Below are 25,376 nucleotides of genomic sequence, written 5' to 3' on the forward strand. Positions count from 1 at the left end.
GATGGCAGCGGTGGGCGGGACGGTTGGAGGCGGCGATCGGAGCCAATCTGAAGGAGCTGGGGTATGGCGGGTGAGTGGCGCACGACTTCGCTGGGTGATCTGACCGTTAACCACGATGGCAAGCGCAAGCCAGTAAAAGAATCAGACAGGCGACCCGGGCCTTATCCATATTACGGAGCCTCTGGGATTGTTGATTATGTGGACGGCTACCTGTTCGATGGCGACTACTTGTTGATTGCTGAAGATGGCGAGAATTTGCGCACTCGACAAACGCCTATTGCTTTCATGGCGTGTGGAAAATCGTGGGTCAACAATCACGCGCACATTGTTACGGGTAACGAGAAAGCGGACACCAGATTTCTGATGTACGCCATTCAGGGGTCTGACATCAGCGGCTATCTCACCGGCGCTGTGATGCCGAAGTTAACGCAAGGCAATCTCAACAAAATTGAACTTGAATGCCCACCCATCGAAGAGCAACGCGCCATCGCCCATATCCTTGGCACGCTGGACGACAAGATCGAACTCAACCGCAAGCAGAACGAAACGCTGGAGGCGATGGCCCGCGCCTTGTTCAAGTCGTGGTTCGTGGACTTTGACCCCGTGCGCGCCAAGATGGAGGGCCGCGACCCCGGCCTGCCCAAGCCCCTCGCCGACCTCTTCCCCGCCCGCCTCATCGACTCCGAACTCGGCGAGATTCCGGAGGGGTGGGAGGTCAAGGCCTTCGCGGAAACTGTGGAGATCATTGGTGGCGGGACACCGAAGACATCCGTTGCCGAGTATTGGAACGGCGATGTCCCATGGTTCTCGGTCGCCGATGCCCCACCGCCGTCAGATGTCTGGACATTGGACACTGAGAAGAAGATTACCCACGCCGGGGTCGAGAACTCATCGGCGCGGGTTCTTCCGGTCGGCACAACGATCATCTCCGCACGCGGGACAGTTGGCCGCGTTGCACTTGTGGGCGTTCCCATGACGATGAACCAGTCCTGCTACGGCTTGCGAGGGAAGCTGGGCGATCGCGGCTTCTTCAACTACTTCGCAACGCGTCAGCTGGTCTCGATTCTTCAGCAACGGACGCATGGCTCCGTATTCGACACAATCACTCGTGACACCCTCGCGGGAGTCCAAGTCGTAGCGCCTTCCCACGCTGTGATCAAAGCGTTTGAAGCACTCGTCAGCCCGATGCTAGATCGTATTCGCGAGGCTCTTGCCGAATCCCGCACCCTCGCCGCTCTGCGCGACACGCTGCTGCCCAAGCTCATCTCCGGCGAGCTACGCGTTGGGGCTGCCCAGCTAGAAAAGCAGAATTCACTGAAAACTGTTTTCTCTCACCCATGAGAGGACGAACCTTGCCGGTATTTCTGAACGCATTCCCACTGATAGTTCCCGAGCTAGAGCTCGAAGCTTGCCAGATCCCCTACGACAAAGGGGTTCTGGACGAACTTCGCGCGAAGCACGGATCGACTCATGCGTTTCGCAGACAAGGCAATAGCATCCTAATTTTCTCGGGAAATGGCACGTTCCCCGTGCTTGGAACGCCGCAGGCGATCGCGCTCAAAGACAATTTCGGCATCTTCTGCTCGCTGGTCAAGGACGGGCTGACGCGGCACTTTGTGGGGCTGGGTCGCAATCCCTCCGGCTTCAACCCTATCGAGTTGGTGAGCGCCCGGCCTGAAGACAATCTTCTCGTTCCCATACTTGGCGATGCTTACCCCTTCAAGGTCTGCGCCAAATACTCCATCGACACGCGCACCATTCTAGGCAAACCGTGCCTTGTCATTGATTGCACAACGCGCAGGGTGGTCAAAGAGAATGGCCTGTTCTTCCTGAACGACGGGTTCGAACTCACGGGCCGTTACGTGGTCACGCAGCAGGCGGACGGATGCAGAAGACTCCTGGGATCGGTGAATGGCCGCAAAGGCGAAACGCTCTCCATCACGCGGCCAGACGGCCAGGTGGTTCAGGCCGAGGCGAAAGACGTTTATTTGGAGGCCAGCCGTGAGAACTTCGATGCCTACATTCTGCACACGCACGGCGCGGAAAAGGATTCCATTGTCGAGGATATCCGGCAATCCGTCTCTATCTTCAATGGCGGCGAGAAAAAGAAAGCGCGCATCGACACCCTCAAGAAGTACATCCAGTCGAAGAGCATCACGTTGATCGACGGCACGCGCATCGAAATCAAGGATTCGCCCGATATCCAGAAGGATTGCGGGCAGATACCAAAGCCGGTGTTTGTCTTCAACGACAACGGCGAAGCGGATTGGGCCGAGAGGGGTCTGACACAGTACGGCCCTTATACAAAGCGCACGTTTGACCGAAACGATCCGTCGATCTGCGTCATCTGCGCCCAGCATGACAAGGGCCGCGTCGAACAGTTCGTCCGCAAGCTCCTCAAAGGCATTACGAATAGCCGGTACTTCAGCAACGGGCTTGAAGGCAAGTTCACGCTTGGCACCAGCCGCGTTGAAGTCTTCGCGACCGCCACCGACAGCGTGGAGGCATACAAGAATGCCATTGAGGCCGCGATCCGGAAGAAGGCAGATGACAGCGGGCGATGGGACTTGGCCCTCGTGCAGGTCCGACAGTCTTTCAAGAAGCTCAGGGTCACGGAGAATCCGTACTATTTGGGCAAGAGCCTCTTCTTCCTGCATCAAGTTCCGGTGCAGGATTTCACCATCGAGCTTCTGGCGCAGTCCGATTACTCACTCGGCTACTCGCTCAACAACATGGCGCTTGCCTGCTACGCCAAGATGGGCGGCGTTCCGTGGCTGCTCAAGTCCTCGCCGACGCTTTCCCATGAACTCGTAATCGGGATCGGTAGCGCCAATATCGGGCAGGAGCGCGGCGCGAACGATCAGCGGATTATGGGCATCACCACCGTCTTCTCCGGGGACGGTAGCTATATCGTCTCGAACACATCGAAGGCCGTCGTGCCGGAGGCGTACTGCGAGGCTTTGACTTCCGTTCTTGCTGAAACCATCGAGAAGATTCAGAAGCGCATGAACTGGCAGAAAGGCGACACGATCCGCCTGATCTTTCATGCGCAGGTCAAGAAGTTCAACAAGGAAGAGATCGAAGCTGTCCGCGCCGTGATCGACAAGTACCGAGAATATCAGATCGAATACGCCTTCCTGAAAATCTCGGAAGATCACGGGCTGCATATGTTCGACTCCGCGACAGCGGGCGTGCAGAAGGGAAAACTGGCGCCGCAGCGAGGGAAGACCTTCAAGCTCTCCAAGCATGAAATGCTGATCTATCTGATCGGGCAGCGCGAGCTACGCCAGGACACGGACGGGCATCCGCGCGGCGTGATCCTCGATGTTCACAAGGACTCAACCTTCAAGGACATCAAGTATCTGAGCGCGCAGCTCTACAGTTTCGCCTCGCACTCCTGGCGTAGCTACTTCCCCAATCCCATGCCGGTGACGATCAGCTATTCCGACTTGATCGCCCGGAATCTCGGATGGCTGAACCAGCTTCCGCGCTGGAACGACTCGGTGATGATCGGGAAGATCGGGCAATCCCAATGGTTCCTGTAGAGAAGGACAATGCATACGCGCTGCGCGAATATCTGCACCGCAAGGTGATCGAGAGCGCGCACGCCGATCCATTCAAATCCTCCTTCCTGCATTTCCTGGGATTGTCGAAGGATGGCCTTCCGTCCTTCGACTTCGCGGCGCTCTCCTTGTATCAGCGGTGCGCGATTGCGGGTCTCGGTGTTTTGGACGAAACAGTTTCAAGCCAGGATGTCTCGCGCTTGCTCGGGCAGGCTGCCAAGATCGACTCCACGCCGCGCCCGTGGGTCTCCGACATGTTCGGCGTCATGGCCGTGAAGTGGCTAGTTGCGCAGATGAACGAAGCGCGGATCGCCCGCGAGTTCGAGAATTGGAGTTCAGAGTTCTTGGCGCAGCAGATTAGCGGCGACCATCTCAATCTCTTTGAGAAAGATATCGCGGCGTATGTCCTCAGCGGCGACTCCGCCGTCTATGCGAGCGCGTGCGTACCGCTTTTCCTTCACTACAGGAGGCTACGGCGGATCGAGGATCACCAAAGCCGCATGTCCCTGATCGGACGCTTCATGGTTGAGTTCCGGGCGCAGGCGCAAGGGGACGCATCGACAGCGCTCTTAAGCCTGATGGTTCACGTCTTCGATCAGGTCAATCAGGACTTGGCTATCGTGCCGCCGAAGGGCTGGAGCCTCGACGACCTTCTGGGATTTCTGGAGCATATCCCTGTCGGCCTCAAGCGGTGGACATGGGAAGATTCGGGCCGCACACGAGGCGCAGAACCCGCGAAGTGGCCCGTGGAAAACGAATACCACGTCCAGAACCTTCTCTATGTCCTGCTCGGGCCGATCTTCAACGACATCGCGGACGAAGTGAACCTCCAGCCTGTCGGGCAGAAGAATCCGCGCATTGATCTTTACCTGCCGTCGCTGCACACGGTCATCGAGGTCAAATACCGGAAGGACGTAAAGAAGTCCTTCCCGACGCTCATTGGGGAGATCGCCGAGGACGCCTCCCTCTATCGCGCCGACGCGAAATACAAGGATGCGCGGATTGTCAGTTTCCTGTGGGATTGCACGCGGGCAACGGAGGAACACACGAAGTTCAAGGAAGGTGTTTTGAAGATAGAGGGGATAAATGGCTGTGTCGTGGTTAGCGCTCCCTCAACGATGAACCAGGGAGAGAACACATGATGGGCCATACAGAAACATGACTGTTTGTTAGCTTGGGAAAGCTTAAACAATGCGTACATTCTCAGAGCCTGTCGTCGAACACGCCGCTCTCGCGTGGCTGGAAGCGTGCGGCTGCGCAATCGGACATGGTTCCGCGAGCTCCAGTGGCCGTGAGTCGAATTGGCATTCAGCCGCCGCCCATACTCGTATTCAGCCGACTGCCGCCTCTCGGCGCAGGGCGACGCGCAGCCCGGCACGCCTCCTTGTGTTACTCATGGCATTGAGTAAAAATACTCAGTGTCATGAGCACTTCACGTTCGCCCTACCGCCGTCCGCAGGCGGCCGAACTGGCCCGCCGGCTCGCCGAAGCGCGGCGCTTCATTCAGGTGGTGGCCGGGCCGCGGCAGGTGGGCAAGTCCACGCTGGTGCAACAGGTCGCCGAAGACCTCGCCGCCGCTGTGCGCTACGCCAGCGCGGACGAGCCGACGCTGCGCGGGACGGAGTGGATCGCGCAGCAGTGGGAGGCGGCGCGCCTGGCCGCGGGTCAAGCCGGCAAGGCGGGTGCAGTGCTCGTGCTCGACGAGATCCAGAAGATCCCCGGCTGGTCTGAGACGGTCAAGCGCCAGTGGGACGAGGACACGCGCCGGCGCGTGCTGCTCAAGGTGGTGCTGCTGGGATCGGCGCCGCTGCTGATCGCGCGCGGTATGAGCGAGAGCCTGGCGGGCCGCTTCGAGCTGCTGCACCTGCCGCACTGGTCGTTTGCCGAGATGCGCGCGGCGTTCGGCTTCGGGCTGGAGGAATTCCTGTACTTCGGCGGCTATCCGGGTGCAGCACCCTCGATCGGCGAGCCTGTACGCTGGCGCCGCTACATCGCCGACAGCCTGATCGAAACCTCGGTCTCGCGCGACGTGCTGCTGCTTGCGCGCGTGGACAAGCCGGCGCTGCTGCGGCGGCTGTTCGATCTCGCCTGCCGCTACTCGGGGCAGATCCTGTCGTACACGAAGATGCTGGGGCAGCTCCAGGATGCCGGCAACACGACCACGCTCGCGCACTATCTCGACCTGCTCGCGGGCGCGGGACTGGTCGTCGGCCTGCAGAAGGTCGCGGGTGACGTTGCCCGCAGCCGCGGGTCGAGCCCCAAGCTGCAGGTGCTGAACACGGCCCTCCTGAGCGCGACGAGCGGCCTCTCTTTCGATGAGGCGCGAGGCGATCGGGAGTTCTGGGGGCGGCTCGTCGAGTCGGCCGTCGGCGCGCATCTGGCCAACGCCGCCGCGGCCGGCGATTGCGCGCTCTACTACTGGCGCGAGCGCAACCGCGAAGTGGACTTCGTCGTGAAGACGGGACGCCGGCTTGTCGCCATCGAAGTCAAGAGCGGCCGCGTGCGGGAAATGCCGGCGGGCATGGCCGCCTTCGCCGAAGCGTTCAGGCCGAAGCGCACGCTGCTGGTCGGCGGCGACGGCATCGCGCTCGATGAGTTCCTCGCGCAGCCGGTCGCGCACTGGGTCGAGGGATGAGCGCCTTTGCCGAATCCACCGTCGAAGAAGCCGCACTTGTCTTGCAGGGAACAAGTGTCCCGCGGGCCGCGTATGGCACCGAACCCGACGGCGCATCGCACCGGCGTGCGCATGGCGCAGTAGTTGCAAAATTTTCACATACTGCGGCCAACGGTTACCGCGCTTCGAGAAAAACGCTGCCGAGCTGGAAGCGGCGCTGGCGCTGGTGCGCAAATCTGAGGCAAACTCGGCTGACGGCCAGCCGCTCGAGGCGATTTGGGGAGTAAATGGATGAGCGAGACACCTACGCCACCGCGTATCGAGAGCTTGCGTGTGAGAAATTTCCGCGCACTACAAGATGTTCGCTTGGAGCGCCTCACGCCGCTGACGGTGTTGTTGGGGCCCAATGGCAGCGGCAAATCTACGGTATTCGATGTCTTTGCGTTTTTGGCTGAGTGCTTCAGCGATGGCTTGCGCAAAGCATGGGATCGGCGTGGGCGATTTCGCGAGCTGCGCAGCCGTGATCGGGATGGCCCCATCGTGATTGAACTGCAATACCGCGAGCGCCCCGGCACGCCGCTCATCACATACCACCTGGAAATCCAGGAGCAGGCCAGAGGGCCTGTGGTTTCGCGCGAATTTTTGCGTTGGAAGCGCGGGCATCCGGCAGCACCTTTTCATTTCCTCGACTACCGCTACGGCGAGGGTGAGGTCATCACCGGCGAGATGCCTGAGGCCAGTGACAAGCGCGTCGACAAGCGCCTCTCCGGCCCGGACGTGTTGGCCGTGAACACCTTGGGCACCTTGGCTGAAAACCCGCGCGTGATTGCGCTGCGTAACTTCATCACCGGCTGGCACCTGTCGTATCTCTCGGCAGACGCCGCGCGCGGCAATCCGGAGGCTGGAGCCGAGGAGCGCCTTTCACCGACGGGCGATAACCTGCCCAACGTGATTCAGTATCTGCGCGAGCAGCACCCTGAGCGCCTGGAACAGATCTTCGAGACGCTGCGGCGGCGCATCCCCCGAATCGAAAAAGTCGAAGCCCAGGTTTTGGAAGACAGCCGCTTGCTGCTTTTGGTCAAGGATGCACCGTTTTCCAAGCCGGTGCTGTCCCGTTTTGCCTCCGACGGCACGCTGAAGCTGCTGGCCTATCTGACCGTTCTCTACGACCCCGACCCGCCTCGACTCGTGGGCATCGAGGAGCCGGAAAACTACCTCCATCCGCGCCTGCTGCCGGAGCTGGCCGAGGAGTGCCAGCAGGCGGCGGATCGCACGCAACTGATCGTCACCACCCATTCGCCCTTCTTCATCAACCCCCTGCGACCGGAAGAGGTGCGAGTGCTGTACCGCGCCGCCGATGGATATACCCGTGTGCGCCGGGTGGCCGACATGCCGGGGATACAGCACTTCATCCGGCAGGGAGCGACGCTTGGGGAGCTTTGGATGGAAGGGCATTTCGACGCCGGTGATCCGCTTGCAATGGGGGATGAGGCGTGACGCAGATCGAGTTTCTGGTCGAAGAGCCTTCGGCAGAAGAAGCGCTTCGGCATGTGCTGCCGAAGCTGTTGCGTGGCCGTGCGCGATGGAAGCTGATCAATCTGGGGAGCAAACACAAGCTGCTCAAGGCACTGCCGGGCCGACTTGCAGCATACCGTGATCGCATCGACCGGGGCGAGCCGTTGCGCGTGGTCGTACTGGTAGACCAGGACAGCGACGATTGCGCGTCGCTCAAGCGCCAGCTCGAAGACATGGCGAGGACGGCGGGACTCGCAACCAAGACCCACCCCGACGCCCAAAAACACTTCCACGTCGTCAACCGCATCGCAGTCGAGGAGTTGGAATCTTGGTTTATCGGTGACGCTGCGGCTCTACGTCAGGCGTTTAGCAGCCTGCCTACGGTCGATGTCGGCAAAGGCATTTTCCGCAATCCCGACAATGGCGGCTCCTGGGAAGCATTGCACCGCTTCCTCAAAAAGCACGGCATTTACAAGAGCAGTTATCCAAAAATCGACGCTGCGCGGCGCATCGCTCCCAAACTCGATCTGCAAGCCAACCGCTCGCGTAGCTTTCAGGTCTTCGTTCAAGGTGTGGAGGCATTGTTGACATGACCTGCTGCTTTGATGAACGCGCGTTGGTTCTCCTCTTTGCCGCCGCTGCGGAACGAGAAGAACCGTAATGGCGTTTCTGTCGGAGGCCGCCGTGGAGCAAGCACTGCTGGAACAGCTTGCCGCGCTGGGCTACCAGATCGAACGAGAGGAGGACATCGGCCCCGATGGGCACCGCCCGGAGCGCGAGAGTCACGATGAGGTCGTGCTCAAAAAACGGTTCGAGGACGCCGTCGCGCGCCTGAACCCCGGCCTTCCGTTGGAGGCACGTCAAGATGCAATTCGGAAGTTGACGCAGTCCGAACTGCCGTCATTGCTCGAAGAAAACCGCCGCCTCCACAAGCTGATGACCGAAGGCGTGGATGTTGAGTACTATGCCGACGATGGCACCTTGACGGCGGGCAAGGTCGCGCTCATCGACTTCGAACACCCGGAGCAGAACGATTGGTTGGCGGTGAGCCAGTTCGTCGTGATCAACGGCCAGAATAACCGGCGCCCCGATGTGGTGGTGTTCGTGAACGGCTTGCCGCTGGGCGTGATCGAGCTGAAAGCGCCGGGGAGTGCGGGAGCGCATCTCGTGGCCGCATTCAACCAGTTGCAGACCTACAAGAAGCAGATTCCAGCGCTGTTCCACACCAACGCGCTGCTGGTCACCTCGGATGGCATTGCCGCCCGGGTGGGTTCGCTCTCGGCAGACCTCGAGCGCTTCATGCCATGGCGCACCACCGACGGCGAGGACATTGCCCCGAAAGGTGCGCCGGAACTTTCGACACTGATTGAAGGCGTATTCGAGCATCGCCGCCTACTCGATCTGCTGCGCGATTTCACGGTGTTCGGCGACACGGGCTCTGGTCTCATCAAGATCATCGCGGGCTACCACCAATTTCACGCGGTGCGGCACGCAGTGGCATCCACGATTCGCGCTTCTAGCCCTGTGCAAGGTGTGGCCGAAAACCCAACCGACTACGGTTTGCCGAGTGTGAAGACGCAAAGCCAGGGTGACAAGCGCGCGGGCGTCATCTGGCACACCCAAGGCTCCGGCAAAAGCCTGCTGATGGCGTTCTACGCAGGTCTTCTGGTCAAACACCCGGCCATGGCCAACCCGACGCTGGTGGTGCTGACCGACCGCAACGACCTCGACGATCAGCTCTTCTCGACCTTCACGATGTGTCGCGACCTGATCCGGCAGACGCCGGTGCAGGCCGAGAGCCGCGACGATCTGCAAAAGGTCTTGAGCCGGGCATCGGGCGGCGTGATTTTCACGACCTTGCAGAAATTCGGCGAGATCGCGGAGCCGCTCACCACGCGCCGCAATGTGGTGGTTATCGCGGATGAGGCACACCGCAGTCAGTACGGCTTCAAGGCCAAGGTGGACGTGAAAACCGGCGAAATCTCCTACGGCTTCGCCAAGTACATGCGTGATGCGTTGCCGAACGCATCCTTCATCGGCTTTACCGGCACGCCCATTGAGGCGGACGATGTGAACACACCGGCGGTGTTCGGCAACTACATCGATGTCTACGACATCAGCCGGGCTGTCGAGGATGGCGCGACCGTGCCGATCTACTACGAGTCGCGGCTGGCGCGCATCGAACTCGACGAGGAGGCGAAGCCGAAGATCGACGCCGAGGTCGAGGAGATTCTAGAGGACGAGGAGGAGCCCTCGCGCGAGCGTGCCAAGCAGAAGTGGGCCACGGTAGAGGCACTGGTCGGTAGCAACAAGCGTCTGGCGCAGGTGGCAGCCGACATCGTGCAGCACTTCGAGGCCCGTTTGGCAGCACTGGATGGCAAGGCGATGATCGTCTGCATGAGCCGCCGCATCTGCGTGAAGCTCTACGATGAGATCGTCAAGCTACGCCCAGAGTGGCACAGCGACGATGACAACGCGGGTGCGGTCAAGATCGTGATGACGGGCGCGGTAAGCGACCCGCAGGAATGGCAGCAGCACATCGGCAACAAGGCCCGGCGTGATCTGCTGGCCAAGCGTGCCCGCGATCCCAAAGACCCGCTCAAGCTGGTGATCGTGCGGGATATGTGGCTGACCGGCTTTGACGCGCCGTGTATGCACACCATGTACGTGGACAAGCCAATGCGCGGACACGGGCTGATGCAGGCCATTGCACGCGTGAACCGTGTGTTCCGTGATAAGCCTGCGGGGCTAATCGTGGACTACATCGGCATTGCGCAAAACCTGAAATCGGCGCTGCAGCAGTACTCCAAAAACGACCAAGAAAACACTGGCGTTGACGAAACGCAGGCCATCGCGGTCATGATGGAGAAATACGAAGTCGTACGGGACATGTACCACGGCTTTGACTACGCATCGGCAATGAGCGGCACGCCGCAACAGCGCCTAGCGATGATGGCGGGGGCCATCGAATGGATTCTCGACCTGCAACAGAAGCTGGCAGCGGAAGAGAAAACCCAGGACGGCAAGAAGAGCGCTCACCGCCGGTACCAGGACGCCGTGCTGGCCTTGTCCAAGGCGTTCGCCCTGGCGTCCGCCTCCGACGAGGCCCGCGAAATCCGGGAAGAAGTCGGTTTTTTTCAGGCGATCCGCGCCGCGCTGGTCAAGAGCGCTACGGCTTCTGGCGTAACCCAGCAAGAACGCGAGTTGGCTATTCAGCAAATCGTCAGCCGCGCGGTGGTCTCGACCGAGATCGTGGACATTCTGGCTGCAGCGGGCATCAAGAGCCCGGACATCTCCATCCTATCCGATGAGTTTCTGGCTGAACTCCAGCACATCGAGAAGAAGAACCTAGCGCTGGAAGCTTTGCGCAAGCTGATCAACGACGGCATTCGCTCGCGCAGCAAGGCCAACGTGGTGCAGACCAAGGCCTTCTCGGAGCGATTGGAGGACGCAGTAGCGCGCTACCACGCCAACGCGATCACTACCGCCGAGGTGCTGCAGGAGCTGATCGAGCTGGCCAAGGATATCCGTGCAGCGTGCCAGCGTGGCGAAGAATCCGGGCTGTCAGACGAAGAGATCGCCTTCTACGACGCCTTGGCCGAGAACGAAAGCGCGGTGCAGGTGATGGGTGACGACAAGCTCCGTGTGATTGCCCACGAACTGCTGATAGGCCTGCGCGAGAACGTGTCGGTTGACTGGGCACACCGTGACTCGGCTCGCGCCAGGATGCGCGTGCTGGTCAAGCGCATCCTGCGGAAGTACGGCTATCCGCCTGATCTTCAGGACACTGCCGTACAAACCGTGTTGCAGCAAGCCGAGGCGTTGTCGTCTGGGTGGTCGGTGTCGCGTGGAGGGTCGCTCTGACATGGCTAATCGGGAAGTAGATCTGTTCGTTAAGGATTTTTTAAAGGAAATCCGTGAAGCCCTTAAATACCGATGACCTAATTACCTGGGAGGAATCCGAAAAATGGAAATTTGACGCATTGGATATGCTTTATGGGATAGTCTAGGTGTAGTGGACGCCGTTGTTTTAGAAATACATGCCTCTGAACTATTTTCAGCAGAAGCTCCTTGTATGCGAATAGAGTTGGAGGGTTGAAGATGAAGGCGGAAGCGGTGAATCTGGTGCAGTGGCGGGAGCGCTTTGGTACAGAGGCGGCCTGCATGGAAGCGCTGAAGCCGCAGCGCTGGCTAAACTGCTTCCGGTGCCCGATATGTGGGCATGACCACTTGAGGAGGGCGGTGCAACGTTGCTAGAATCGGAAAATCTCCGTGCCCAGTACACCTTTTAGTGCGTACCACGCTCGAAGGGCCTTGCGCAACGCGGAAACAAAACAGTTATTTCAACATAATCCGTGTCTGTTGTTGAAAAAATCTTATAAGGTATCCATAATCAATATGTTGCATGGATATTCCAAGGTTGATATCTATACGTATGTGCGCAACCGTTCTGACATGTACCTTTGATCTTTGCTCACCCTAGTCTCTTGTAGACTTGTTTTTGTTGAAAGTTGGAGTATTGTGGGAAAGCTCGCTGGAATCTCAGGGTTTACTGGCGGGCCTTTTTTGCTTGTAAGTTGATGAGAGTTGGGGCGAGCCTCTGCACAAAGGGGCATGTGGTAGGGGTGGGAGTTCCGTACAGTGCTCGGTTTGTCGTGTAATCCAGTGGTGCCCGAGGCGGCAGACGCCGCTTTTCCCTTGGTCGAATCCTTGTGTCTGCTTGGCGAGCGCATCGTTCCTGGAGCGCTGGCGACGGTGATGCTTCTGGGATTGGAAGGGGAACTTCGATTGTACGCGGGACCCAGTCTCCCCGAAGGACTGCGGGAGCGCTTCGACGGCTTGCGCGTGATCGAAGGCAACGGCTCCTGTGTCAGCGCCGTTCTGAGCGGTGAGAAAGTTTTGGTGCACAACGCAACCGAGGACGAGCGTTGGCTGCGGCTACGCGAACTTGCCCATTCGTTACAGATCCGCGCCTGCTGGTCGGCACCGATTCGGGATCCTCTTGGCCAGGCAGTTGGCAGCTTTGCACTCACCAGTTTTCGGGTGGGTACGCCGACACCAGAGCAGGAGAGATTGCTGGAGGGAATTGCTGCAGTAGTCGCGCAAATCCTCTTCCAGACCCCAGTAGACGGACGTGATCGTAGCTTTGCCGCGGCATTGCGTTCGATCAGTGAGGGCGTATTGCTGACGGATGCAGAGCAAAACATTCTGTATTTCAACAACGCATTTGCGCAGATGACGGGCTACGGTCTGGCCGAATTGATCGGCAAGAATTGCCGCATATTACAGGGGCCCAAGACCTCAGCCGAAACCATTGCGCGTATACGCCAGCACCTGGATGCAGGGCAGTCTTACAGCGGAGAAATTCTCAATTATCGCAAAGATGGCAGTTCCTTCTGGAACCAACTGTCGATCAATCCAATACGCGACCATCAGGGGCAGGTGGTTCAGTTTGTGAGTGTGCAGCGGGATGTCAGCGTGGAGCGCCAGCAGCGCGAGGCGCTGCGCCTTTCCGCGCAAGTATTCGAGGCCCAGGAAGGCATCATGATCACTGATGCGCAACAGCGCATCGTGCGCGTGAACCAGGCATTTACGCGGCTGACCGGTTATGCCGAAAGCGATGTTTTGGGACTGACGCCGCAGATTCTGCACTCCGGGTTGCAGAACGGCAATTTCTATGAGCTGATGTGGGAAAAGCTGCAGCGGGATGGCGAGTGGCGAGGAGAAATCTGGAATCGTCGCAAAAATGGTGAATTGCTCCCCGAATTTCTCCAGATTCGAGCGGTACGTGACAATGCGGGAGAAGTAACCAACTATATTGGCTATTTCCATGATCTTACCCACCAGAAAGCACGTGAGGCGGAGCTGGAGAAAATGGCGCTGCACGATCCGTTGACCGGCCTGATGAACCGACGTGGGCTGGAAGAGGAATTACCCCGAGCGCGCGCCCGGGCAGATCGCAGTGAACGCCTCTTGGCCTTGGTCGTGCTCGATCTGGACGACTTCAAGGAAGTCAACGATCGCATCGGACACGACCTGGGTGACGCCATGTTGCAGCGGCTCGCGCAGCGTTTGCAGGATTCGTTGCGGCACTCGGATTGCGTTGTCCGAATCGGTGGTGACGAGTTTATCCTGCTGCTCGAAGGGTTGCGCGATATTGACCAGCTCGAGAGTGTGTTGCGCAAGGTCAATCTTGCGGTGGAAAAACCATTGGTTCTGGAATCAGGTGAGCAGATTCATCTTCAGGTGAGCATGGGAGTGAGTATTTACCCACTCTCTGCCAACAGTAACCTCGAGCTGCTGCTGCGAGAAGCCGACCAGGCGATGTTCGAATCCAAACGGAACAAGGGAATTCGGAATGCACCGTGGGCATTCTGGAGCGCGGACGAAAGCGTCCAGAGCTTGTATCCGCTGCGGATGCTCTTTCGTGCCGGCGGGCTGCGAAGCTGGTACCAGCCGATTTGGGATCAACGACGTAAACAGATCGTTGGCTTGGAGGCACTGGCGCGCTTGGTGGACGAGGACGGCAAGGTCTGGGGGCCGGGTGACTTCCTGGGTCAGCTTACCGAAAGAGATGTCTTTTGTTTGACAGAGCAGATGCTGCGACAGGCGATCGTCGATTTGCAGGCCCTCGAGCGAGAGGGACGGGTATACTGGGTATCGGTCAACATCGATCCGCGGGTACTGGGTACTGCCTGCATGGGGGCGATAAAAAAGATTGTCGATGATTTCCGCGTCGATCCCGCGCGAATCACTTTGGAGATTTTGGAAAGTCACGACTTCATCGACCGCCAGATAGCGATGGATCACCTCCTCGATTTGAAGGTGATGGGTTTTCGCCTGGCGCTGGATGATATTGGCAGTGGATATTCTTCCCTCTTGCGTCTGAAAGAGTTGCCGGTCGATAAGGCAAAGCTGGATCAGGGCTTTGTGCGTTGTCTGGAGGATCGCCCCCAGGATCTGCGTTTTGTGCAGTCGGTCTGTAACCGGTCTCCCCGCGGCGTTCTTTATGCGGGCTTGCGGACGTGATACAGCGGAGAACGCAGGGGGTTGGCGGCGAAGTGCTCTTTCCAGAGTCTTGGGGTGAGCTGCGCCACGTCCTTGGCGGGGTGGGTGGCCACCCGTTGCAGGACATCGACGAGGTAGTCGTACGGGTCCACCCCCTGAAGCCGGCAGGTACTGAGCAGGCTCTGGATGATCCCGAGATACTCGGCGCCCAACTCGGTCCAGCAAAAGAGCCAGTTCTTCCGGCCCAGGGGAATCGGTCGGATCTGTCGTTCGATGTGGTTGCTGTCTATGGGTACGTCGGGATCTTCCAGAAAGACTTGGAGCGGACCTTTGCGGCTATGGACATAGGCCAAGGCCTTGGTGAAGAGGTTGCTCGGTAGCAGGGCGATGTCCTGGAGCTGTTGCTCTACCCAGTGGAAGAAGGCTGTCACCAGCGGCAGGGTATGTCGTCTGCGGTATTCCCGCTTGGCCTGCCCGGTGAGTTGTTTCTCCTGGATTTCTTCCTCGATGCGATAGAACTCCCGGATCTGCCGGAGGGCTTCGGCCACCCGCTCGGGCTCATGGGCCTCGGCCTTGACGAATTCTCTGCGGCTATGCGCCCAGCACTGGGCATGGACTAGCCCTTCGTTCTCTTTCTGGAACCGGGCATAGGCGGCATAGCCATCGCTCAGGAGTACGGTGCCCGGCGGCAGCTTGCCGAGTAGCTCTTCGATGTGGACCGTGCCCCGGGTGGCGGCATAGGGAAAGCAGATCTCCTGGGCATCGCCAAAGACGGGCCAGAAATACCCTCGGTGCATCTTGCCCTTCCCTGACAATCCGGCCTTGATGGGGGTTTCATCCATGGTCAGCACCCGCGATTGGCGAATGCTCTCGAACTGCGCCGCATAAATCGGTGCAAGCAGGAAGATGGAGCGTTGCACCAAGTCCGTGAGCCAGGAGCGGCTCACCCGCAGCCCCTGCTGGGTCATGCGCTGATGTTGCCGATACAAGGGCAGATGGTAGAGGAATTTGTCGATCAGGATTCCCGCCAGGAGACTGACGTCAGCCCGACCACCCTCCAAGACCGCGGCAGGCGCCGGGGCCTGGGTGATCTTTCCGGAGTCGCGCAGTTTCACTACGGGCCGCTCGTATTTGAGAACTACATAGCTGGCGGGCTCTTGGGCCAAGCGATAGCTGATCTTGGTGTCGATGATCTCATAGGCCGAAGGGTCCAGCCCCTGGGTCTCGGGAGCCGGCAGCACGATGGTTTCGACCGGCAGGCGCGATTCGTCGAAGAAGGGCAGGCTCTCTGCCTTCTCCTCGGGGCGCTTGGCCACCGTGCGGGTATGGGCAGCGACGGTACGGGTAGGAACCGGCTGTTTTTCCTGCGCCTCGAAGATCTCGCCGAGACTGAGCTGCTCTATGGGAGGAGGCGGAAGACGGCGCTCGCTCTTGGGTCCGAAGAGCTGGCGGCGAAACCAATCCAGCTGGGCTTGAAGACCTTGGATCTGTGCCTGAAATTCTTCCCGCAGGGACTGGTTGAGGAGCACCTGCAATTGCCAAGCGGCGAGGGCTTCGGGGTAGTTGCGTGGGAGCGAGGAAGTCTCTGTTTCCATTGCAGAATCATAGCGCTAACTCCCAGTTTCCGCCAGTTTTTCGGGGACTTGGCGCTGATAGCGACGGCGTGTTTTGGCCACTTCGAGGCCCTCGAGCAGGAGTTTCAAACCGGTCCAATCCAACTCCCCCGCTGGAGGTCGCTGCCAGCTCCAGAATTGGCCGCGCTCCAGGCGCTTGGCCCAGAGGCAATACCCTGTGCGATCCCAGTAGATCACCTTCATCTGCGTGGCGCGGCGGTTCACGAAGACGAAACAGTGCCCAGACAAGGGATCCTGCCCCAGGAACTGCCGCACCAAAGCCGACAGCCCGTCAAAAGACTTGCGCATGTCTACCGGTACCCGGCAGACGAAGACCCGGATGCGCCCCTCGGGAAAAAACATCTCAGCCGCGGCGAATGGTAAGGGTGCAGCCGGCGCCCAAGTCCAGACGAATCTCCAAGGAAGAAATCCCTGTCTCCCGCTCGCTTGGCAATCCCAGCTTCAGGAACTCGGGCAAGGGGGCAACGCTGGAAGATGCCGCCGTCTTTTGGCTGGCCCCACCCCGCAGCCGCTGCCGCCAGTAGTAAAATTGCGAAAGAACCAGACCCTGCCCTTGGCAAAACTGCGGCGTTGACAGCCCGCTGGTCTCTTGTGCCGTCACCATCTCCTGCCAATACCGCGTCTTTTCTTCCGAGCTGCGCATGATCTTACTTCTCCAAGCGTCCCAAGGAGCCATCATGCTGGCAACACAATACCCTCAACGAAAGAACGCCGCGGAGCGATCGCTTACGTCGGTCTTGGGCTTGACCAAGGGTTTGCACATCGATCTCGTGGCCGAAGGGGTGGAAAGTGATGCGATTCGCGATGCCTTGATGGAGATGGGGGTACGGTATTTTCAGGGGTATGCCATCGCTCGTCCGATGCCGATGCCTATATTGCAGGAGTTTCTGGATCGAAGCCTGCAGGATAGGGGCAGTATTCCAGCAAGTTTTCTGGGGCTATACGCTCAGCACATCTCTCATTTCGATATTCTCGAAAAGACGCTGGGGCTGCATCCCGAAATCGTTGATTTCCAGGCAATGGCGAACGCGCACGCCTGTCCCGAGGAGCGTCGACTGGAACAGTTGGGGCTTGCTCCGGATGCCACGTTGATGACTTTGCACCAAGAGTATCATGCCTTGATTGGCTGTTTGCGGACAGAAAATGGAAGAGTGCGAGATGCCGACTGGGCGGCCGTGGAGGACTGCCATCGGCGTTTCTCTACGGCCCTGCTCGACGCTGTCTGCTTGCATGCACAACCGGCCTGACCGGCCCGGTGTGTCTAGTGTCCAAAGGCCGATTGTACCGCGTCGGCCAGGGAGCGGGCGGAATGCAGGCGAATGGCGCTGGAGGGTATCTTGCCTTGGGGCAGGACGGCGTGCTCGAATCCGAGTTTCTCGCTCTCGCGCAGGCGGCTCTCGGCGTGGGCCACGGGACGCAACTCCCCCGCCAGACCCAATTCGCCAAAGGCCACCAAGCCTTCTTCTACCGGTTCGTTGCGAAAGGCGCTGAGTACCGCTAGAGCGACGGCCAGATCGGCGGCCGGTTCCAGTACGCGCACTCCACCGGCAATGTTGACGAAGACATCCTGGTCAAACAAGAAACTTCCACCATGGCGATGCAGGATGGCGAGCAGTAGGGACAATCGATTGGGATCGAGCCCCAGCGCGACCCGGCGCGGATTGGCCAGGGGGCTGGGAGTGACCAGCGCCTGTACCTCCACCAGCAGGCTGCGGCTGCCTTCCTGAGTGGGGAGCACGATGCTGCCGGGAACCGGCCTTTGGTGTTGACTCAGAAAAAGACGAGAGGGATTGCTGATTTCCTCCAGGCCCTTTTCCTGCATTTCGAAGACGCCGAGTTCATTGGCGGCGCCGAAGCGATTCTTGATGGCCCGCACGATACGATAGGGGCTACCGGCTTCCCCTTCAAAATACAGTACCGTATCGACCATGTGTTCCAGTACCCGAGGGCCGGCAATCGCCCCCTCCTTGGTCACGTGTCCCACCATCCACAGGCTGATATCCTGGGTTTTCGCGAGACGTACCAGGCGCGCCGCGCATTCTCGTACCTGGGCGACGGAGCCCGGCGCCGACTGGAGATTTTCGCTGAACAGGGTCTGGATGGAGTCGATCAACAATACCCGTGGTCTTTGCTGGGCAGTCTGTGCCTCGATGCTTTCCAGATGATTTTCGGCTAGGACCTCGATGGCGAGATCGCCGATTCCCAGTCGCTGGGCACGCAGGGCAAGCTGCGCGGCCGATTCTTCGCCGGTCACGTATAACACCGAGTCGTTTTGCGCCATGCCGGCGGCGCCCTGCAACAATAAGGTCGATTTGCCGATGCCGGGTTCTCCCCCCAAGAGGATCGCTGCCCCGGGCACGATACCGCCGCCCAGGACGCGATCGAGCTCCTGCAGGCCGGTACTTTGTCGGCGGATGGTGGTAATGGGCACGGCAGCCAGGCGTTGCGGCGGGCTGGCCACGGCGTAGGCACTGCTGCCGCGGCTACCTTTGGATGCCGGCGCTGCCCGCTCTTCCACCAGGCTGTTCCAGGCGCCACATTCCCCACAGCGTCCCATCCATTTCGGGCTGCTGGCGCCGCAGGTCTGGCAGACGTAGAGACTGCGCTCTCGACTCACGGCACGCGCAGCCTGGGTACCCGCTGGGCGATGCGGGTTCCGATTTCATAAGGGATGGTGCCAAGGCGTTCGGCGCAGTCTTCCAGAGGGAGTTCTGGCCCGCCAAGGATTTGCACTGGATCGCCGATATCGGCAGTGATTCCATCCAGCGCGACAAAGGCGAGATCCATGCTGATCCGGCCGAGCAAATGACTCCACTGCCCGTTCACCAGAATGGGGGCCTCTTGCAGTCCCAGGCGGCGGTCCAATCCATCGCCGTAGCCGCAGGCAATCACTCCCACGCGGCAGTCCCGCGGGCTTTGCCAGCTCGGGCCATAGCCCAGCCAGTCCCCGGCGCGCAACTGGCGAACGGCGATGATCTCGCTCTGCCAACGTAAGACGGGCTGCAGATCCAGGTCGGCGGCGCTACGTCCGTGGATGGGTGCCAAGCCATAGAGCAGCAAGCCCGGCCGAATCCAGGGAGTGATCGCCGCCGGCATGGCGAGTATGGCCGCCGAGTTGGGCAGAGAGTGCTGCCCGGCAGTGTGCAGACCGAAGTCCGCGCAAGCCGCATGGAAGGCACGGATCTGTTCGGCATTGTAGGGATCTTCTGGGGTATCGGCGCGGGCCAGATGACTCAGCAGGCCCAGAATCCGCAGAGGTCCGCCGACCCCGCCGAGCAGTTGGAAAAATACCTGCGCCAGCTCGTCCCGGGAAAAGCCGAGCCGATGCATACCGCTGTCGAATTTGACGAAAAGCTCCAGCGGCTCCTGCCAGCGCTTCTCCCGCAACCAGGCGACTTGGGCAAAATTTTGCAATACCAAGCGGTGACCATGCGCTGCTGCCAGGGGAATCTCCCCTGCAGAAAAGGGACCGGCCAGGGCGGTGCAACGGGGGCGGAGCTGCAAGTTCCGGAGTTCCTCGGCCTCTTCGATACTGGCCACGGCAAAGGCGTCGATGCCGGCTTCCGCCAGAAGCGTGGCGACCAGAGCCGCGCCGTGACCGTAGGCATTGGCCTTGATGGCGCCCATTACCCGAGCGTGGGGCGCGGCACGGCGCGCCACAGCCAGATTGTGGGCCAGCGCAGAGACAGAGATTTCTACTTGGTTGGGGCGACTCATGCGGCAATGATAGCAAGGGGAGCCTTGTCCGTCTTGGGAGTTATACGCTTTTCCGTTGATGTTTGCCGGGATGCTCTTTGCCCCAGCCCCACTCATAAAAGAACCACGGCATGCCGAGAAAGAGATACCAGTAATAGGTGAAAAGACGCCAACCGAGGAGACTAAAAGCAATATCGGCCTGGGACAGGCTGGCGCCGAAGAGCAGACCGTAGGCTGCACCGACGCTGCCTGCACCACCGGGCAGGAAACTCAGCTGCGAGGTCAGGTTGAGTAAAGTCTGACTGACCACGATGTACGGCACACTGACCTGACCACCAACATACTGCATCAACGCCCAGAGGACCAGATAGCGTGGTGTCCAGTAGCCGGCGGCACTCAGAAAGATTTTCCCCCGTTGTCGCCAAGGGAGTGCGCGCAGCAACTCCAGGGCCTTCAGAAAACGCGAAAAGAACAGCGCAATGCGTTGCCGGTAGCGTTGATACCAGGAGAAGCGCAAAAATCGGCGATCGATGCCGCGAATGATACGTCGACGCTGGAAATGCCAGATCGCAAATAAGAGAGCTGTGGTGCCAAAGCTGAGCGATGCCAGCCAGAGAATGATGCGCACGTCAGGCAAAGAGTTCTGGAAACAGAGAAGATACAGCAAGGAAAAAAGAAAGATGGCAATCAGGAAGAGAAGATCAGTGATGGCGATAGCGAGCAGAACTGCCGCTGCCGTACCAATGTTGAGGCCGCGCCGGTAGAGAAAGACAAGGTAGGCGGCCCCCATGCCGGAGGCTGCCGGCGTTGCCGCCCCAGCAAATTCGGCAGCCATGACCAGCGGCAGGGCACTCCGTAGAGGGATGCGCAGCGCCACGCCGGCGCAGATCAGATGCAGGCGCAGAGCCTCGGCCAGCCAGCTCAAAAGCATCAGGGCCGTCAGTCCCAGGAGTAGCTGCAGATGTATCTCGCTGATCAGGTGGATGGCCTGGCCATTCATGAAATACCAAATCGGCAGCAGGGAGATAGCGATGGCGAGGAGGAGAAGCAGCCAGAAACGCAGGTTGATGTTCATCTCAATCCAGACGTTTGTACACGCAGATATTCTCCACTTCCAGATCGCTCGCATAGTCGAAAAGGCTGCTCGGCACGCGATCGAAGACTTGCAGACCATAGCGTCGGTAGGGGCGCTCTGGACGATGTCCTGGCCAGGAAAAGAGTTCTCCGTAGTAGTGCAGAACGCTGCGCGCGCGCAACAGCGCCTCAAACTGTTGCCAGAGATGCAGACCCAGAAAGTGACCCCGCTCGGGACTGCGCACATTGAAATGCATGTGCGCGGCATGGGCTGGTCGCAATGGGCGCTCGCGATAGCTGCGGAACAGCAGCCAGTTGAGGAAGTGCAGGGTTTGCGGCTGCTCACGATAGCTTCCGGCGGCCGCCCGCCCGAGCATCTTCAGAGTTGCCTGCGCGGCCACGCGAAAGACTGAAGCGTCGAAGTCTGGTGGAGCACCCAGGAGATAAGCGACGACCTGACCGTTCCGTTCGGCGACGAGGCCCCAATCCAGGGCGTACTCTAGGTAAGGATTTACCATGAGCGCCGCGAAAAGTTCCCGGTCACCGCAGAGAGGCTCGATAGGCTCTCCCAGGAATCCGGTTTCGCAGCAGATCTGTCGTACTGCGGCCGCATCGCTGATGCGTAGCGGACGAAACTGGTATTGACAATCCCTGCCCTGGAGCTTGACAGCCTCCGTTGCGGGCAGCGGGCCTTCGCGTAACGGACTTGCCATGCTGAGCTAAAGGCTATTCGCGCGGTATTCTGCTGGGAGGTGTCGCGCGATGTCCTGTGCCAATTCTGCGATACAGGTGCTCATGGCCTGTGCCTGCGCAGTTGCGGACGAATCAGCGTGAACGCGGTGATGAAAATGTCCAGCATATTCGACATGGCCAGCGGCATTGAGCAGGAAGTAATCGGCATCGAGCAGAACGTGACCGTTGCCCGTCGGCAGAAATTCCTGGACCTGCACCCGTAGATGCGTGGGTTGCGCATCGTCGGGTACCGGAGAACCGGCAAGCAGCACGGTAACATCGCTTAGGCGCCGGCGCAGATCTTCCGTCAACACGCGCTGCGTCATGCCTCCCAAGGGGGCAATCCAGCGCACATGCCCGGATACCTCCATGCCATTGTCGCCGCTACGGCGGGTAAGGTAGAGGCGATCGATACTGGCAGGCATCTGTACGTGATCGACGATCAACAGGCGGTGCCTCTCTACCAGTGGCTGATTGGGTAGGGGCGAACCTTGCGCACGCAAGCTCAGGTACTGCGTTGGGGTGCTGGCGCAGGCACTGAGGAGTAGCGTGAAAACAAGAAGAAAACAGAGACGGATCCAGGCCATGGTCATTTCCCGATCAATAGGGCGTTGGGGTGGCTGTTGAGATAGTTAGTCAGGGAACGCAGCGAGGCAGCGGCGCGACTGAGTTCGTACAGCGCACGCGGCAGGGTGGTGGATTCCGGTGCATTACCGGCGCTGCCATCGGCTGCCAATAGACCGTCTGCAGCCTGTAGGGCCTGCTCAGCCTGCGCACTCGCGGCGCGCAAATGCTGCAGTGTTTCGGGTAACTGCTGTTGGCCGGACGCCAGAATGGCATTCAGGTGCTGAGTCGCCGCGGCAAGATGGCGGAGCGTCTCCTGCGTTTTTTCCGATTGGCTGAGGGTGGCGATTTTATGGGTCGTGATCTCCAAGTTCCGGGCAATTTCCGGTAGGGGTAGCGCATGGATTTCCCGCAGGATGCCATCGACCTGAGCCAGCGTACCGGCCAGACTCCCGCCTTCCACGAAAGGAATCCGAGGTGGATTGCCAGCGGCTAAAGTCGCCGCTTTCGGGTGCTGGAGCATGACCAGGGAGATCTCTGGAGTGCCGACGAGGGGTGGATTCTGCTGCAGTTCGGCCCGCAGCCCATGAGTGATCAGGGCGCGCAGCATCGCGTCCATCTGGGGCCGCGGATTCTGTTCATCCCACTGGGCGTCAGCCAGGGGGATGCTCTGTGGCTCGAGCGCCAATTGCACATAGGTCTGCAGAGCCTGATGCTGCGGGTCGTAGCGCATGTCGACAGCGGTAACCGTGCCCACCCGAGCACCTTCCAGGCGCACGGCGGCCCCGCTGGTCAGACCCTTTGGTCCTTCTGGCATCACCAGTTGGTAAGACACGGCATTGCTGCGCGGTGCCCAGCGCGCAGCCTGCGCGCTGGGATAGAGCTGGAATTGCATGTTTTCCGTAGCCGGCTTTCCCGACTCCGGCGTGAATACCGAAATGGCGCCAGAGAGAATGGCGTTGCTGGGCGGTAGATGCAGGCCAGAATCTTTGCCAAAGAGATCGAAGCGAATGTTGCCCGAGTTCCAGAAACGACTGCGGGCATTGATCAGATGCAGATATTTTTGCGAGATGAAGGCATAAATCCGAAAGCCATGCCCATCCGGGGCCTGCGCCTTACCGCGCACCTCACCGATCTGCATTCCCCGATAAAAAATGGGGGCTGCCCGTTGTACGACATCGAAATGATCAGTTTGCAGAATGAGCGTCAGACCTTTCGGCTCACTCTTGAGCACCGGCTCCTGGCTCAATCCCACCACCTCGTGCACCGTCGGGCCGGGGTGTGGGTCCACGCCAATATAGGGTCCGGCGATGAGCGACTTGAGGGAGCTCAGATCGCTGAAACTGACCTCCTTGCCGGCGATCCAGTAGCGCGTCCCCTTGCCCAGGTGCCCGGCCATGTAGGGGTCGAAGCGGATGGTTACGAACATCTCCTCCAAAGACTTGGCCAGTCGTGTACCGGTGACCTGACCAACCGTCACTCCGCGAAATTTTACCGATGTATGATCGGCCTTGATCCCGCCAGTGGTAGGAAACTTCACGGTAACCGACGGCCCTTGGTCGAGATAACTACGTAAGGCGAGCCAAGCGACAATCGCCAGTGCGGCGACCGGCACGGCCCAGATCAGACCTGGCCAGCGAGGTTTACGATTCTGCGCTTGCGGTGTTGACGAAGACTGACTCATCTTGTTCCTGTTGTTCATCGACCTTTTGCCAGAGGAGGCGGGGATCGAAAATCTCGGTGGCAAACATGGTGATTATGACAACGGCAAGGAAGAAGGGTAATGCCTTCCCCACGTATACCGCCAGCAAGCCGGAGAGGTGCATGAGGGGCAGAAAGACGGCGACGGTAAAGACATCGATATGAGACCAGCGACCGATCTGGCGAATCACACGGAAGAGTGTGGTCTTGTTACGCAGCCAGCGCTGCGATTGGCCATGTATGGAGACGAGGAACCAGCTTAGCCCGAACAGCTTCAGAAAGGGAGTGAGTACGCTGGCAAGAAAGATGATGGCCGCAAATAGGTAAAAATTCGCCTGGATCAGCTTGTCCACCCCGGTCATGATGGTGTAGCCCTGCAGACTGCCGAGTTGGTAGTTGCTCTCCATGGGGTAGAGATAGGCAAAGGGATAACAGAAGAAACCCGCAAGGGTCAGTGCGAGGACGCGCATTTCGGTGTCCGGCCGATAGCGCCAGACCCGTTCGCCACAACGGTGGCACTGTTGACCCTCTGCCTCCGCCTTGGGGTGCGGCAGACCACAGAAGGGGCAACCGACGTATTCCACCCCTTCTTCGATTTCCTGGCAGCAGGGACCGATGCGCCGCCAGATTTCGCGTCGATCGAGGCTCGCACGGGTCAGCAAGGTGAGAAAAGAGACGGCGAGCACGCAATAACCGCCTATTCCGATGCTGATGGGCAGAAACGGGGCGACCCGGCCATAGCCGATGACCGAGCCAATGAGAAAGACATCAGGCATGGACCATTGATCGAGGCGCTCCGACCAGCGAAAAAGCCGTCCCAGATGGGGATGATGATAGTCGTGATAGACACCGAGCAGGACAGCGGCCAAAAAGCCGAAGCGGAAAAACGGTAGGATGATGAGTTCCAGTGCCAAGATCACGGCGACCACTGGCCAGCCCTGGGCCGCTATCCCGGCAATGCCGGAATAGATGATGCTGGTGTGGTGGACCCCGAAAATATCTACCGTCAAAAACGGGAGAAGATTCATCGGCAGCAGGAGGAACAGGGCGCTCAGACACATGGCCAAGGCGGCATTGATGCTGCGCCCACGGGTGCGTTCCAGCGTAGCACCACAGCGTCCACAGTAGGTGTTCAGTCCGCGGATACCGATTCGTGGCAATTTTTGCAGCAGGCCGCAGTCGGGACAGCAAAGGTACCCGTGCTCGGAATGCGGATCGACATCGGCGCTGCCCATGAGCACAGTGCTCATCGACTCACTCACTTTTCTTGATCAC

The 25,376-nt window shown here is 59.6% G+C and carries 19 protein-coding genes and 1 pseudogene; 10 read left to right on the plus strand and 10 right to left on the minus strand.

From position 1 onward, the window contains the following. Positions 1 to 63 precede the first annotated feature (63 nt). The 9 genes and pseudogenes from ORD17_RS06965 (at position 64) to ORD17_RS07005 (ending at position 14,721) form a co-directional block, all read left to right on the plus strand. Complete coding sequence (locus ORD17_RS06965) at positions 64 to 1,341, plus strand: restriction endonuclease subunit S (protein ID WP_308387591.1); 1,278 nt, start codon at positions 64 to 66, stop codon at positions 1,339 to 1,341. Positions 1,342 to 1,352: 11 nt separating this feature from the next. After that, a complete protein-coding gene (locus tag ORD17_RS06970) occupies positions 1,353 to 3,545 on the plus strand; it encodes a Piwi domain-containing protein (protein WP_308387592.1) in 2,193 nt (730 codons plus the stop codon). Then, a complete protein-coding gene (locus ORD17_RS06975) occupies positions 3,470 to 4,705 on the plus strand; it encodes a hypothetical protein (protein WP_308387593.1) in 1,236 nt (411 codons plus the stop codon). Before ORD17_RS06970 ends, ORD17_RS06975 begins: the two co-directional genes overlap by 76 nt. 281 nt (positions 4,706 to 4,986) lie before the next feature. Further along, the gene (locus tag ORD17_RS06980; RefSeq protein ID WP_308387595.1) at positions 4,987 to 6,198 is read left to right on the plus strand and encodes an ATP-binding protein; all 1,212 of its coding nucleotides are present in this window, start codon (positions 4,987 to 4,989) and stop codon (positions 6,196 to 6,198) included. Between the two features lie 270 nt (positions 6,199 to 6,468). Further along, positions 6,469 to 7,674: an AAA family ATPase gene (locus tag ORD17_RS06985; RefSeq protein ID WP_308387596.1), complete on the plus strand. Its 1,206-nt coding sequence runs from the start codon at positions 6,469 to 6,471 to the stop codon at positions 7,672 to 7,674. Next, entirely contained in the window at positions 7,671 to 8,285 is a 615-nt protein-coding gene (locus tag ORD17_RS06990) for a DUF4276 family protein (protein WP_308387597.1), read from the plus strand. Before ORD17_RS06985 ends, ORD17_RS06990 begins: the two co-directional genes overlap by 4 nt. Positions 8,286 to 8,352: 67 nt before the next feature. Beyond that, a complete protein-coding gene (locus ORD17_RS06995; RefSeq protein ID WP_308387598.1) occupies positions 8,353 to 11,556 on the plus strand; it encodes a type I restriction endonuclease subunit R in 3,204 nt (1,067 codons plus the stop codon). Positions 11,557 to 11,808: 252 nt separating this feature from the next. After that, positions 11,809 to 11,919 (plus strand): annotated as a pseudogene (locus ORD17_RS07000) (transposase); the annotation flags it as partial. 414 nt (positions 11,920 to 12,333) lie between these two features. Beyond that, positions 12,334 to 14,721: a diguanylate cyclase gene (locus ORD17_RS07005; protein ID WP_308387599.1), complete on the plus strand. Its 2,388-nt coding sequence runs from the start codon at positions 12,334 to 12,336 to the stop codon at positions 14,719 to 14,721. Here the strand turns inward: ORD17_RS07005 and ORD17_RS07010 are convergent. Genes ORD17_RS07010 through ORD17_RS07020 form a run of 3 tightly spaced genes read right to left on the minus strand, consistent with a single transcriptional unit; the run spans position 14,700 to position 16,977 of the window. Next, complete coding sequence (locus ORD17_RS07010) at positions 14,700 to 16,295, minus strand: IS66 family transposase (RefSeq protein WP_308387600.1); 1,596 nt, start codon at positions 16,293 to 16,295, stop codon at positions 14,700 to 14,702. The two genes, ORD17_RS07005 and ORD17_RS07010, sit on opposite strands and share 22 nt — an antisense overlap. A gap of 15 nt (positions 16,296 to 16,310) precedes the next feature. Then, the gene (gene tnpB, locus ORD17_RS07015; RefSeq protein ID WP_308387601.1) at positions 16,311 to 16,676 is read right to left on the minus strand and encodes an IS66 family insertion sequence element accessory protein TnpB; all 366 of its coding nucleotides are present in this window, start codon (positions 16,674 to 16,676) and stop codon (positions 16,311 to 16,313) included. A 1-nt stretch (position 16,677) separates the two neighbouring features. Beyond that, a complete protein-coding gene (locus ORD17_RS07020) occupies positions 16,678 to 16,977 on the minus strand; it encodes a hypothetical protein (RefSeq protein WP_308387602.1) in 300 nt (99 codons plus the stop codon). A gap of 34 nt (positions 16,978 to 17,011) precedes the next feature. On the opposite strand from ORD17_RS07020, the gene ORD17_RS07025 reads away from it, so the two are divergent. Continuing rightward, positions 17,012 to 17,581, plus strand: coding sequence for an EAL domain-containing protein (locus tag ORD17_RS07025; protein ID WP_308387603.1), 570 nt, complete (start codon positions 17,012 to 17,014; stop codon positions 17,579 to 17,581). Positions 17,582 to 17,595: 14 nt separating this feature from the next. On the opposite strand, the gene radA is transcribed toward ORD17_RS07025, so the two are convergent. The 7 genes from radA to ORD17_RS07060 are packed head-to-tail and all read right to left on the minus strand — an operon-like array spanning position 17,596 to position 25,351. Then, on the minus strand, positions 17,596 to 18,951 hold the full coding sequence (gene radA, locus ORD17_RS07030; protein ID WP_308387605.1) for a DNA repair protein RadA: 1,356 nt from the start codon (positions 18,949 to 18,951) through the stop codon (positions 17,596 to 17,598). Further along, positions 18,948 to 20,051, minus strand: coding sequence for an alanine racemase (gene alr, locus ORD17_RS07035; RefSeq protein WP_308387607.1), 1,104 nt, complete (start codon positions 20,049 to 20,051; stop codon positions 18,948 to 18,950). Before alr ends, radA begins: the two co-directional genes overlap by 4 nt. Before the next feature lie 40 nt (positions 20,052 to 20,091). Further along, entirely contained in the window at positions 20,092 to 21,105 is a 1,014-nt protein-coding gene (locus tag ORD17_RS07040; protein ID WP_308387608.1) for a lysylphosphatidylglycerol synthase transmembrane domain-containing protein, read from the minus strand. A gap of 1 nt (position 21,106) precedes the next feature. Continuing rightward, positions 21,107 to 21,817, minus strand: coding sequence for a hypothetical protein (locus tag ORD17_RS07045; protein WP_308387610.1), 711 nt, complete (start codon positions 21,815 to 21,817; stop codon positions 21,107 to 21,109). A gap of 6 nt (positions 21,818 to 21,823) precedes the next feature. Further along, positions 21,824 to 22,423, minus strand: coding sequence for a PqiC family protein (locus ORD17_RS07050; RefSeq protein WP_308387611.1), 600 nt, complete (start codon positions 22,421 to 22,423; stop codon positions 21,824 to 21,826). 2 nt (positions 22,424 to 22,425) lie between these two features. Next, positions 22,426 to 24,084 (minus strand): MlaD family protein, encoded by a 1,659-nt coding sequence (locus ORD17_RS07055; RefSeq protein ID WP_308387612.1) that lies wholly within the window; start codon positions 24,082 to 24,084, stop codon positions 22,426 to 22,428. Beyond that, positions 24,044 to 25,351, minus strand: a complete 1,308-nt coding sequence (locus tag ORD17_RS07060; protein WP_308387614.1) for a paraquat-inducible protein A — start codon at positions 25,349 to 25,351, stop codon at positions 24,044 to 24,046. Before ORD17_RS07060 ends, ORD17_RS07055 begins: the two co-directional genes overlap by 41 nt. Positions 25,352 to 25,376: the final 25 nt, after the last annotated feature.

The sequence above is a fragment of the Acidithiobacillus sp. AMEEHan genome (genome assembly GCF_030996345.1).
Taxonomy (GTDB): Bacteria; Pseudomonadota; Gammaproteobacteria; order Acidithiobacillales; family Acidithiobacillaceae; genus Igneacidithiobacillus.